The organism is Diaphorobacter oryzae DSM 22780 (assembly GCF_059568935.1).
In genome coordinates, this window is the sequence record NZ_JCANUL010000001.1 from 69,197 (window position 1) to 81,932 (window position 12,736).

Consider the following 12,736-nt stretch of genomic DNA (forward strand, 5'->3'; position numbering starts at 1 on the left):
CTAACGAAGCTCATCGGGCGGCGAAGCCGTCCGCTGGAGTGACCAATAATGCAGTACGTTAGCGAGAGAGAAATGTGCTTGGAGCATCGCCACGTATTCCAAAAGAGCCCCAGCCGTTCTCTGGGGTGCCACTCACAAGCACATACTCTCTAACCGCAGGATCGAACAGTAGTCGGTAACTACCATCTTCAGCTACTACCCAAGCTGAACGCACGGCAGGGAGCGTGCATTCGGCATCAGGCAGTATTCTGTCCTCGATAAAGTACTCGGACGGGTAGGGGTCAACTAATAAAGTTCGCATCGTTTCCAACTCCGCCGCAACTCGATCTTTCGACCATGGCGTTCCATAGGTTGTGCCAGGCAGTGGCAGCGTGTAATGAGCCAAATAGCGCTCCATATCCTCAAGCACAGTTTGGCGTAGAGTATCCGGATCGATGTCAGAGTGCGGCATGACGTAGAAGTGAGAAACAGTCGGAGCGAAGCGGAGGGAAGGGCGATCTCAAATCCGAAGCGCAACACCAGTTGTTGAAACGGTTCGATTGAGATTCAGTGAATGGTAGCGTCCTGGCGCTGCGCGATGGCCTGCATGAACTGCTGGAACGCCTGGTACGGTGACTTCCATCCCAGCGTCTGGCGCGGCCGGTTGTTCATCATGTCCGCAATGGAGTCCAGCGCATCCTGATCGTGCACGCCCAGGTCCGTCCCCTTGGGCAGGAACTGGCGCAGCAAGCCATTGGTGTTCTCGCAGCTGCCCCGCTGCCAGAGACTGTGCGGATCACAGAAGTAGACCCGCACTCCCGTGGCCTTGGCCAACTCCCGATGGCGCGCCATCTCCTTGCCCTGGTCGTAGGTGAGCGTCTGGCGCATGGGCTCAATCACTTGGTTGAGCTTGGCCGTGAAGGCCGCCAGGGCGCTCTGGGCGGTTGCATCAGGCATCTTGCACAGCAGCACCAGGCGCGTGCTGCGCTCGACCAGCACACCGACCGCAGACTGGTTGTTGGCCCCCTTGATCAAGTCCCCCTCCCAGTGCCCGGGCATCAGCCGGTCATTGACCTCGGGAGGACGTACGTGGATGCTGACCATCTCAGGAATCTGGCCTCGCCGATCCTGACCCGCAGAACGAGGCCTGCGGCCACCGCGTCCCTGACGCAGCAGCGCGATCAGTTGCTTCTTGAGCTCCCCGCGCGGGTAGGCATAGATGGCGTTGTAGATCGTCTCGTGAGACACATGCTGGCTGGAATCCTCGGGGTGCATGCCTCGCAGTGTGCGGGCAATCTGCTGGGGAGACCAACGCCACAGCAAAAGATCACAGACCACGCGCCACAGAGCGCCTTGCGGGTGCAGCTTGGGCAAGGGCCGGCTCGCAACACGACGGGCCTCACAGGCCGCCTGGGCAGGCTTGAAAGCATAGCCATCGGATGCAGACCCATTGCGACAAAGCTCGCGGCAAATGGTGCTGGGGCTGCAGCCAAGGAGACGGGCAATGGAACGCTGGCTCCAGCCCTGTTGCAAAAGAGAAGCCATCGTCAGCCGATCTTCTGGCTGCAAGTGCGTGTATCGTGAAGTCATTTGTGCAAATCACCTGGGGTTCAGGTGTTGCACTTCAGAGTTGAGACCGCCAAGGTTTTCACAGGCGGGTAATAAGGAGAATTCGTTGAGCAGGAGCATATTCCTAAGCCACACTCATGCTGACAAGGCGTTCGTTCGTAAGTTGGCAGTGGATCTTGAGGCCCACGGTGTTAGGTATTGGCTGGATGAGGCCGAAATCAAGGTGGGAGAGTCTCTTATTGAGAAAATCCGCCAAGGTTTGGATAGCGTAGATTTTGTCGTCGCAGTTCTGTCTCCCAATTCAGTCGCTTCTCCGTGGGTTCAGCTCGAATTGGATGTTGCGATGAATCAAGAAATTATAGGCCGACAAGTTAAGGTGCTTCCCCTGCTGTATCGGCAGTGTGAGCTTCCTGGTTTTCTATTTGGAAAGTTTTATGCAGATTTCACAGATGACTTGAACTATCCTTCGGCGCTAAAGCGATTGGTGGAAAGTATTGGGGTTGTCTTCAATAAATCTGTTCTTGATACAAGTCGCACAGGAGTCACATTAGTTCAGGCACTAAACCGTGCTTCCGTCCTCAATCTACCTATGGTGACTAAGCCTTTCCATAGACCGTTTCAGTACATGGGGATGCCTGTCAAAGAAGCTCTCGAAATCGTTGGCGGTGAGCTTAATGAAGCAGGCAATATCATCGTAGAAGACGACGAATGTAGAATGTTCTTAGAGCGAGAGGGCAACTTTGTCAGCTACATCGACGTCGAGCTGAAGCGCGCAATGCCGTTCAACCAGAAACAGAAGTTTGATCCTGAGCCAATGCTAGGTGCACTAAGTATCAATCCAAGCGAACTGGATCTGGTCCGGTCTCAGACTCATTGCCACACATACTATGACCACAAGAAGAAGTTAAAAGTAAATGTTATGTGCACGTATGATGGTGGCCCGGTCACAGTTTCCTTCAGTTCAAAATACTATGGCATGTAATGGAAAAGTATCATGTTGACTCCACGCTGAACGATAGATTTTCGGGAGAACCAATGGCTGCTCAGGGTCGAAACCGCCGATAAGAATGAAAAAGCCCATCGCAACTGCAATGGGCTTTTTCTATTCAGCGTACCTGCGCAAGCGCACGGGGCTCAGGCCCTGACGGGCATCACACCTTCTTCACCCGCACCGGCAGTCCCTGCCGCACGACGGCACCGGAGACCCAGTCGATCCACACGTTGTCCTTGGCCGGCCGGGTGGGGTCGGCAAAGCCCAGGCGGTTCAGGTTCACGCCGTTGCCGTGCTGCGGGTTGTGGGCCATGGGCTGGCCGTCCACGGTGTGGGCCGCGGCGCCCAGTTGGGTGTGGCCGTAGCCGTATTCGATGGCGATGGCGCCCTGGGCGATGCCGCCGCGCACCAGGGCCACGCCCTGCAGCTTGGCGCCGGGGGTGCTGACCTCGATGTGGTCGCCGTTGGCAATGCCCAGCTTGGCCGCGTCGTCCTTGTTCAGGCTGATGGGGTTGTGCGGGTGCACCTGGCGCAGGCGGCTGGCGGCAATCGACATGCTGCTCATCAGGTTGGACTTGTAACTGCTCATGGTCAGCGGCCAGTCCTGCTCGGGGAAATGCGTGCGCATGCTGCTGCCGTCCGCGAAGCGGGTGGGGAACCAGGTGGGGCAGCCCGCGTAGCGTTCGCCGGTCATGGAGTGGCGCATCTTGGCCAGGCCTTCGTGCCACAGTTGCACGGGGAACTTGTGCGCGGCCTTGATGTGCTCGCCCTTCCAGGCGTCTTCGATCTTGTCGAAACGGCCGCCCCGGCTCATCACCATGGCCACGCGGCGCACTTCCTCGGGCTTCAGGCGCTGGTCCAGGTCGGGCATCCAGCGCTTCAGGCCCGTGATCTCGATGTCGTCGTCCGATGCCTCGGGCACGGGCTTGCCGGCCTGGTAGGCAATGTTGCACATGCCGCGCAGGTAGAAGTCTTCGGACGATTCCAGGTCCAGCGGCTCGCCGTCCTTGGTGGACATGGCGCCCTTGCCAAAGCCGGGCAGCTGCAACTGCTTGGCCACGGCGAAGACGAAGCTTTCAAAGCTCACGGGCTTGCCGTCCGCCGTCTTGGCGGTGGCGGCCTCCACCACGGGCCAGCGCACGGTGCTGCTCTTGGCGACCACGTCGGCCCAGGGCGCGCCGATGCCCCAGCTCTCGTACGTGACGGTGTCGGGCACGATGTAGTCGGCCAGGGCCGAGGTCTCGTTGATGAACGGGTCCACCGACACGAACAGCGGCAGCTTCTTCGGGTCCTTGATGGCGTCCACCAGCGTGTTCTCGAAGCCGCAGATGGCGTACACCGGGTTGCTCATGTGGTTGATCCACGCCTTCACCGGGTAGGGATAGCCCAGCAGGCCGGCGGCCAGCATCTCGCTGCTCATGCCGCCGGGCGCGGGGTACCAGGGCGCCTTGGCGGGGTAGGGGTTCTGGCCCGCTTCCTTCTTGCGCTTGAATTCGCTGGTCTTCTCGTACGGGAAGCGCGTGCGCGACAGGGCCACGCCGCTGGGCTTCACCGCGCCGTCAAACTGCGCGAAGTTGTAGCGCGGGCCGGGGCCGAAGGGGCCGAACGGGCCGGCGTCCAGCACCCAGCCGCCCTTGACGTTCAGGTTGCCGATCAGGTTGTTGAGCATGGCGATGGCGTAGGCGGTGTAAAAGCCCGCGCCGCTCATGGTGCCGCCGTGCGAGTTGGCCACGGCCTGCTTGCCGTGGCTGGTGAACTCGCGCGCCAGGTCTTCGATGTCCTTCACCGGCACGCCGCACAGGTCGGAATATTCCTGCAGCGTCTTGCGGCGCGCTTCCTCGCGCAGCTTGACGAACGAGGTACACACGGCGATGGGCGTGGGTTCCTCGGTGGCGCCCGCGGCCTTGAGCGGGGTGAACTCGCGCTCCACCACCAGCTCGGCCGCCTGGGCCACGGTGTGGGGCACCAGCTTGAAGCCGCCCTTGCCGTCGGCCACCTGCACCACGTACACGTCTTCGGCCGGGGTCTTCTCGTCCACCGGCTCGGGCATGGGTAGGCCCAGGTCGGCGCCGCGCAGGAACTGGCCGTAGCGCGGGTGCTTTGGGTCGCTCACCAGCAGGTGGGTGGCGTTGCTCCACGCAGCCTCGCCCGCGGCGGCCATGGCGGCCGGGCCGGGCTGGGTGAGGAACTGCGCGTCATAGCGCTCGTTGTCGATGATCCAGCGGATCAGCGCCATGGCCAGCGCCAGGTCGGTGGCGGGCTTGATGGGCATCCAGCGGTTGTTGTCGCCCGCCGCGTGGCTGGACGACATGGGCAGCACGGGCGACACCACCACGTACTGGTAGGTGTTCTCGGCGCGCGAGCGCGCCTCGGACAGCTCGCGGCCCATGCGCTGGAAGGGGTTGCCCGCCTGCGCCGGCGCGGTGCCCAGGAACAGGCCGAAGCGCGAGTTCTTCCAGTCCGGCTTGCCGTGCGGCATGCCCGGAATGTTGCCCAGGGCGGCGGCCGTGCCCACGCGGTAGGTCTGGCCGCAGTAGGCGCCGTGGTTGGATACGTTCACCGTGCCGAAGGACTGGCGCGCAAAGCGGTTGATGAGCGGCGTGCGGCCCTCGTTGGAGGCGTCGGTCACCAGCAGCTGGTTGGACTTGGGGCCGTACTCGGGGTTGTCGGCGTCGATCAGCGTCTGCACGTCGCGGATGGTGGCCAGGCCGTCCACATGGCCCTCGCCGAACAGGTCGCCGCCCTCGCAGATTTCCTTGACCAGTTGCTCGAAGGAGATGGCCTTCCACTGGCCCGAGCCGCGCGGGCCCACGCGCTTGAGCGGCGCCAGCACGCGGTGCGCGGCGCTCTGGTGCTCGAACATGGCCGAGCCGCGCGCGCAGCTGGTGGCGCGGCCTTCCAAGCCGTTGTCGCCGCCCAGCATGGCGTAGACCTCGCGCACCGGCGTTTCCATGGGCGCGTGCTGCGTGGTGGCCAGCGGGTGGTAGGGGTTGCCGGCCACGCGCAGGATCTTGTTGCTCTCGGTGTCCACGCGCACGCGGATGCCGCACTGCGTCCAGCAGCCCAGGCAGCTGCTGGGGCTGACCACCTGGCCGGGCTGGGTGGTGAGCTGGCCGGTGACGGGGTCGATGCGGAACTCGGGCGTCAGCGAGTTGCCGCGCGTGGCGCTCTTCGTGGCGGTGCCGGAGGTGCCGGTCACCAGGCCCTTGGCGCCCTTGGCCACGGTCTCGCCGTAGCCGGCGGCAAAGGCCGCCAGGCCACCGGCCACGGCGCCGCCGCGCAGCAGCATGCGGCGGCGGTTCATCTCGGGGCTGGCGTCGGGGCCGGCGTGTTCGGGAGCGGGTTTGTGGTTCTTGTCGGTCATGGGACAACCTTTCTGGGGCCAGCGCAGCAGCGTCTTATGCTTCTATTTTTATAACTGCTTGCGCTTGCCGGTATTGCGTTGGATGCGGTTTTTACTTAAATAAAGAGGGCTTCAGGCATGCGCCGCGCCGCCGTCCTGGCGCGCGGGGAACAGCTCCAGCGCCCAGCTCGCCAGCGCCACCAGCGCCACACACAGCCCGGCCACGCCCAGCATGCCCAGCAGGCCGTCGCCGCCCAGCGGCATGTGGTACAGGTACAGGCCCGCGCCGAACTTCGGCACCCCTTGCACGCCCATGAACAGCGCCCAGCGGAAGGCCCAGGCGCTGGCCGCCAGGCCCAGGCCCAGCACCAGCGTGTAGCCGGTGGCGCCCAGGCGGTGGCGGCCGCGCAGCAGCGCGCCCACCACGGCGGCGCCGAACAGGGCCGAGCCGAGCATGGCCAGGCGCCACACGGGGAAGTCGCGGAACAGGCGCAGGGCCTCGTCGAACGAGCGGTTAAGCCCTGCCAGACCGGTGCCGGCCCAGGCCAGCGCCACCAGCACCAGCAGTGCGGCCATGCCCAGGCCGATGCCGCGCAGCAGCTGCAGGGCGGCGGCGCCCGGGCGCAGCGTGGCGGGCAGGAAGCGCTCCAGCACGAAGGCCGCGCCCACGGTGGCCAGCCAGCCGGTGAGCGCCAGGTTCACCGGCACCCACAGCGTGTTCCACAGCGGGCGCGAGCGGATGACCATCATCTCGGCGCCGGTGTAGACGGTGATGGTCAGGGCCGACAGCACCAGCAGCGGCGCCAGGGCGCGCATCCAGCCCACGCGGCCCAGCCACCAGCTGGCGATGAACGCCACGCTGAGCGTGACGAACACCGGCAGCAGCAGCGCGCCCACCGACATCCACGACCAGGGCGTGAAGTGCGCGTAGAAATGCCAGAAGCGCGCGGGCTGGTGCAGGTCGGCCAGCAGCGACACGGGCGCGGCAATCACGCTGACGGCCAGCGTCAGCACCGCCGCGGGCAGCAGGCGGCGCATCAGGCTGCCTGTGGAGCCCCAGACGCACAGTGCGGACAGCAGCGCGGCACCCGTGGCCACGCCGGCCAGGAAGAAGTACTGCACGGCCCAGGGCAGCCAGGCCGCCTCGTAGTGGGGGGTGAGGAGTTCGATGATTTGCATGACGGGCTCCTTGCTCAGTGCTCGGCCACCAGGCGCACGCTGGCCTGGCCGTCCACGCCGTTGACGAATTCATCGGGCAGGCCGATGTAGTACACGCGCGGCGCGGTGTTCATGCCGGGCTTCAGGACCTTGATCTCTTCCTTGTGCTCGGCGATGCGGCGGTTGATCTCGCTGCCCTGGTCATTCAGGTCGCCGATCACGCGGGCGCCGCCCACGCAGCTTTCCACGCAGGCGGGCAGCAGGCCCACCTCCAGGCGGTGCTCGCAGAAGGTGCACTTGTCGGCGGTCTGTGTCTCGTGGTTGATGAAGCGCGCGTCGTACGGGCAGGCCTGCACGCAGTAGCCGCAGCCCACGCAGCGCTCGTTGTCCACCAGCACGATGCCGTCGGTGCGCTGGAATGTGGCCTGCACCGGGCACACGGGCACGCAGGGCGGCTCGTCGCAGTGGTTGCACAGGCGCGGCAGGCTGACCATGGCGGGGGCGCTGCCATCGGGCCGGTCGATCTCGTACTGCAGCACCGTGGTGCGGAACTGGCCGATGGGCGGCTGGTTTTCCACCGAACAGCTCACCGTGCAGGCCTGGCAGCCGATGCACTTGCGCATGTCCACCAGCATGCCGAAGCGCTTGCCCTCCATGCCGGGGCGGCGGGGCGGCTGGGTGGTGGCGGAGGGGCCGGCGGCATGGCCGGCGCCCGCCAGGCCAAAGGCCGTGGCCAGGCCGATGAGTTCCTGCAGGAAGGTGCGCTTGCCAGGCTGCGCAGCGGCAAACGTCCCTGAGGGCGGTGTGGGCGTGTTCTTGGGCATGAATATCCTTGAATATCGACTGCGTGGCGGACATTATTTCCCACGCGGACATATTCGGCATTTGACTTCAATCAAATGATGGGGTGGATATTCTTTTTGATTTACTTGGGTAAACCTTATTATTTTATTTGCCGAATATTAATGAAGTATTAAAAAATCCCGAGTGCGCCGCTGCGAAATGCGTTGTGCGCCATGCGCCTTGCTGTGTGCGGCCTGCAAGGCGGTTGGCTTGCGGCGATCAATGGGGAGTTAATCGGTGGAAAAGACGTTGATTCAAGGCGGCGGGCGTTCCACGATTCACCGCCGGGCAGCGTGTCTTTCTGCTGTGGACACACGGCCGTCATATTGCAGTCGCCAATTTTGGCGGGTGGCGGATAATGGCCGTATATCGATACGGCGTGCGTTAAAACTTGTTACCGACAGGGCGCACACCCGGCGCTACAGTGGGGCGATGGACGCTCACCAACTGCCGCTTGCAGACGTGGAGCCCGCGGCGCCACACCCCCACCACCACCTGTTCTTCGCCGTGCAGCCCGAGCCCCGGGCGGCGCAGGCGGCGACGGACTTGGCGCAGTCGCTCATCGCGCGGCACGACCTGCACGCCCAGGTGCGCCCGCAGCGCCTGCATGCCACGCTGCTGTCGCTGGGCTGGGAGCCCACCCTGTCCGAGCGGCACCTGCAATGGGCGCGCGACGCGGCGCATGGCGTGCATGTGCCGGCGTTCGACCTGCGCTTCGACCGCGTGATGAGCTTTCCCCGCGCGCCGCACGCCAAGCGCCCCTGCGTGCTGTGCGGGCCCGGCGAGGCGCAGCGCGGCTTTATCGCGCTGTACGAGGCGCTGCATGCCGCCCTGTGGTCCCGGGTGCCGGGGCTGGAGGGCGTGCCGCAGGCGCCGCGCATCACGCCGCACATGACGCTGTGCTACAGCAACCACGCCGTGCCCGAGCAGGCCGTGCCGCCGCTGGAATGGACGGTGCGGCGCTTTGCGCTGCTGCACAACGTGCGTGGCGCGTCCGGACCCTACGAGGTGCTGGGCGAATGGTCCTTGCCCAGTACGATTGCTATTTAAATGATAGCTATCGGCGCTTGATGCAAGGGCGCCAGGGTCGGATTTATCTTGAAATCACGCCATGGTCATCAGGCTGGCGTTGCCGCCGGCGGCCGTGGTGTTGATGCTCACCGCGCGTTCGTGCACCAGGCGCAGCGGCGCCATGGCGGCATCCGCCGCATCGGCCAGGGCCGTCACGCCCACGATGGGGCCGGGGCGCTGCGCCACATGCCGGCACAGCGCGCGCAGTGCCTCGGCGCTGCCGCTGTGCAGCACGGCGCCATAGTCCACCGCGGCGTCCCGCCAGTCGGGAACCAGGGCCACGCGCGCCTGCACCGCCGGCGGCAGCGTGGCGTGCAGGGGTCGCGCGTCCTGCGGCCACAGGGCCCGCGCGCCGGCGGCCAGCACGGCGGCCAGCTGCGCCAGCCGCGCGCCGTCGTCATCGGCCAGGCACAGCACGCCTTCGCGCGGCAGCACGCGGTATTCGTTGCGCTCGCCCGTGGGGCCGGGCAAGGTGCATGCCAGCCCGGCGCAGGCCGCCTGCGCGTGGGCGGCGCAGGCCTGTGCCAGGCCGTGGCGGCCCTGGGCCTGGGCCCAGGCGGCCAGCGCCTGCAGCGGTGCCAGCAGCGCCGCCTGGGCATCGGCCCGGGGGGGCTGGGCGGCCGTGTCGGCCATGGCGGCCTGCGCGGCGGCGGCCGGGTGGCGCGCCAGCAGCCGCAGCAGGTACAGCGGCCCGCCGGCCTTGGGGCCCGTGCCCGACAGGCCTTCGCCGCCGAAGGGCTGCACGCCGACCACGGCGCCCACCATGTTGCGGTTCACGTAAACGTTGCCCGCCGTGGTGTGCCGCAGCACCTGGTCCACGGTTTCGTCGATGCGCGTGTGCAGGCCCTGCGTGAGCCCGTAGCCGGTGGCGGTGATCTGCGCGAGCAGCCCGTCCAGCCGCTCGCGTTCATAGCGCACCACATGCAGCACGGGGCCGAAGACCTCGCGGCCCAGCTCGGCCAGGCTGTCCAGCTCGATCAGCGTGGGCGGCACGAAGGTGCCCTGCGCGCGCGGGGCGTCGCTGCCCGCGGGCTGGAACACGCGCCGGCCCTGGGCGCGCAGGCGCTCGATGTGCTGGGTGATGCCGGCCTGGGCCTCGGCGTCGATCACCGGGCCCACGTCCACCGCCAGCTCGGCGGGGTTGCCCAGGTGCAGCTCCTGCATGGCGCCGCGCAGCATGGCAAGCAGGCGGTCGGCGCAGTCGCGCTGCACGCACAGCACGCGCAGGGCCGAGCAGCGCTGGCCCGCGCTGTCGAAGGCCGAGGTGACCACGTCGGCCACCACCTGTTCGAGCAGGGCCGAGGAGTCCACGATCATCGCGTTCTGCCCCCCCGTCTCGGCAATCAGCGGTATGGGCTGGCCGGCGGGCCCGAGCCGGTCCGCCAGGCTGCGCTGCAGGATGCGCGCCACCTCGGTCGAGCCGGTGAACATCACACCCATCACGCGCCCATCGTTCACCAGGCGCGCGCCCACGGTTTCGCCGCGGCCGGGCAGCAGCTGCACGGCGCCGGCGGGCACGCCGGCCTGGTGCAGCAGGCGCACGGCCTCATGGGCTATCAGGGGCGTCTGCTCGGCGGGCTTGGCCAGTGCCACGTTGCCCGCGGCCAGCGCGGCCGCGACCTGGCCCATGAAGATGGCCAGCGGGAAGTTCCACGGGCTGATGCAGGCCACCAGACCCAGGGGCGGGTGGCTGGCGGGGTCGAAGGACTGCACCTGCGCGGCGTAGTAGCGCAGGAAGTCCACGGCCTCGCGCACCTCGGCCACGGCGTTGGCGCAGGTCTTGCCGGCCTCGCGCATCAACAGGGCCAGCAGCTGCGGCATGCGCTGCTCGAGCAGGTCGGCGGCGTTGAGCAGCAGGCGGGCGCGCTCGGCCGGCGGCGTGGCGGCCCAGGCGGGCAGGGCGGCCTCGGCCGCGCGCAGGGCGGCGTCCACGTCGGCCTCGCAGGCTTCCTGCACCTGGCCCACGGTGTCGCCATGGTCGGCCGGGTTGCGCACCGGCGTGCGCGGGCCGGGCTGCACAGGCGCGGCGATCAGCGGGGTGGCGTCGACGGAAAGGTGGGCGGCCAGGGCCTGGTCGACGCGGGCCAGCACGGGCTCGGCCGCCAGGTCCAGCCCCTGCGAGTTGGCGCGCCCGGCGCCGTAGAGCCGGGCCGGCAGGGGAATGCGCGGGTGGGGCTGGCCCGCGCCTGGGGCATCGGCGGCGTCGGCATCCACCGTGGCCACCGGATCGGCGATGAGCGATGCCAGCGGCAGCGTGGCGTCGGCCACGCGGTTCACGAACGAGGTGTTGGCGCCGTTTTCCAGCAGGCGGCGCACCAGGTAGGCCAGCAGCGTTTCGTGCGTGCCCACGGGGGCGTAGATGCGGCAGGGCCGGCCCAGCTTGCCCGCCGCCGCGTTGCCCACCACCTGCTCATACAGGGGCTCGCCCATGCCGTGCAGGCATTGGAATTCGTACTGGCCGGGGTGGTAGCTGTCCGGCCCCGCCAGTTCGTAAAGGGTGGCCAGCGTCTGCGCGTTGTGCGTGGCGAACTGGGGGTAGACCGCATCGGGCGCGGCCAGCAGCTTGCGTGCGCAGGCGATGTAGGACACGTCGGTGTGCGCCTTGCGCGTGTAGACGGGGTAGTCCTGCAGGCCGTCCACCTGGGCGCGCTTGATCTCGCTGTCCCAGTAGGCGCCCTTGACCAGGCGGATCATCAGCCGGTGGCCGCTGCGGCGGGCCAGGTCCACGCAGAAGTCGATCACGAAGGGGCAGCGCTTCTGGTAGGCCTGGATCACGAAGCCGATGCCGTTCCAGCCCGCGAGCGAGGGCGCGTGGCACAGGCGCTCCAGCAGGTCCAGCGACAGCTCCAGCCGGTCGGCCTCTTCGGCGTCGATGTTCAGGCCGATGTCGTAGCGCCGCGCCAGCTCGGCCAGCTGCAGCACGCGCGGGTACAGCTCATCCATCACGCGCTGCCACTGGGCCCGCTGGTAGCGCGGGTGCAGGGCGCTGAGCTTGATGGAGATGCCCGGCCCCTCGTACACGCCCCGGCCGGCGCTGGCCTGGCCGATGGCGTGCACGGCGTCCACGTAGGCGCGCATGTAGCGCTCGGCGTCCTCGTGTGTGAGGGCGGCCTCGCCCAGCATGTCGTAGGAATAGCGAAAGCCCTGGGCCTCCAGCGTGCGCGCGTTGGTCAGCGCCTGGGCAATGGTTTCGCCGGTGACGAACTGTTCGCCCATCATGCGCATGGCCGCATCCACGCCCTTGCGGATCAGCGGCTCGCCGCCGCGCGCGGTGATGCGGCGCAGCGCGTCCTTGAGGCCGCTCTCGCTGTGCGTGGCCACCAGCCGCCCGGTGATCAGCAGGCCCCAGGTGGCCGCGTTCACGAACAGCGAGGGGCTCTTGCCCAGGTGCGGCGCCCAGTCGCCGGTGCCGATCTTGTCGCGGATCAGGGCGTCGCGCGTGGCGGCGTCGGGAATGCGCAGCAGCGCCTCGGCCAGGCACATCAGCGCCACGCCCTCCTGCGACGACAGCGCGAACTGCTGCAGCAGCCCCTGCACGATGCCGGCGCGCCCGCCCGCGCTCTTGCGCTGGCGCAGGCCCTCGGCCAGGCGCAGCGCCCGCGCCTGTACGGCATCGGCCAGGGCAGCGGGCAGCCGCGCCTGCTCCAGCAGCGGCGCCAGGGCCTCAGGCTCGGGGCGGCGGCAGGCGGCGGTGATGGCCTGGCGCAGCGGGTGGGTGTCGGCGGGGCGGGGGGCGAAGGGGAGGGGATGTGTCATGGGGGCGATCATCCGCACTTGGATGG

At 67.2% G+C, this 12,736-nt stretch carries 7 protein-coding genes; 2 read left to right on the forward strand and 5 right to left on the reverse strand.

The genetic code is table 11. The annotated features are described in order from the left end of the window. Positions 1-546: 546 nt before the first annotated feature. Complete coding sequence (locus BP68_RS00380; RefSeq protein WP_496367940.1) at positions 547-1,569, reverse strand: IS30 family transposase; 1,023 nt, start codon at positions 1,567-1,569, stop codon at positions 547-549. On the opposite strand from BP68_RS00380, the gene BP68_RS00385 reads away from it, so the two are divergent. After that, positions 1,484-2,530, forward strand: a complete 1,047-nt coding sequence (locus tag BP68_RS00385) for a toll/interleukin-1 receptor domain-containing protein (protein WP_496367942.1) — start codon at positions 1,484-1,486, stop codon at positions 2,528-2,530. The two genes, BP68_RS00380 and BP68_RS00385, sit on opposite strands and share 86 nt — an antisense overlap. A 169-nt stretch (positions 2,531-2,699) precedes the next feature. Here the strand turns inward: BP68_RS00385 and BP68_RS00390 are convergent, their stop codons facing one another. The 3 genes from BP68_RS00390 to dsrO all read right to left on the reverse strand — a co-directional run bounded on the left by BP68_RS00390 (position 2,700) and on the right by dsrO (position 7,864). Then, positions 2,700-5,903, reverse strand: a complete 3,204-nt coding sequence (locus tag BP68_RS00390; protein WP_496367944.1) for a tetrathionate reductase subunit A — start codon at positions 5,901-5,903, stop codon at positions 2,700-2,702. A 111-nt stretch (positions 5,904-6,014) separates the two neighbouring features. Then, a complete protein-coding gene (gene nrfD, locus BP68_RS00395) occupies positions 6,015-7,061 on the reverse strand; it encodes an NrfD/PsrC family molybdoenzyme membrane anchor subunit (RefSeq protein ID WP_496367946.1) in 1,047 nt (348 codons plus the stop codon). A 14-nt stretch (positions 7,062-7,075) separates the two neighbouring features. After that, complete coding sequence (dsrO, locus tag BP68_RS00400; protein ID WP_496367948.1) at positions 7,076-7,864, reverse strand: sulfate reduction electron transfer complex DsrMKJOP subunit DsrO; 789 nt, start codon at positions 7,862-7,864, stop codon at positions 7,076-7,078. A 451-nt stretch (positions 7,865-8,315) separates the two neighbouring features. Between dsrO and BP68_RS00405 the strand changes: the two genes are divergently transcribed. Beyond that, positions 8,316-8,933: a 2'-5' RNA ligase family protein gene (locus BP68_RS00405; RefSeq protein WP_496367950.1), complete on the forward strand. Its 618-nt coding sequence runs from the start codon at positions 8,316-8,318 to the stop codon at positions 8,931-8,933. Positions 8,934-8,987: 54 nt separating this feature from the next. On the opposite strand, the gene putA is transcribed toward BP68_RS00405, so the two are convergent. Continuing rightward, entirely contained in the window at positions 8,988-12,710 is a 3,723-nt protein-coding gene (gene putA, locus BP68_RS00410; RefSeq protein ID WP_496367952.1) for a trifunctional transcriptional regulator/proline dehydrogenase/L-glutamate gamma-semialdehyde dehydrogenase, read from the reverse strand. Positions 12,711-12,736: the final 26 nt, after the last annotated feature.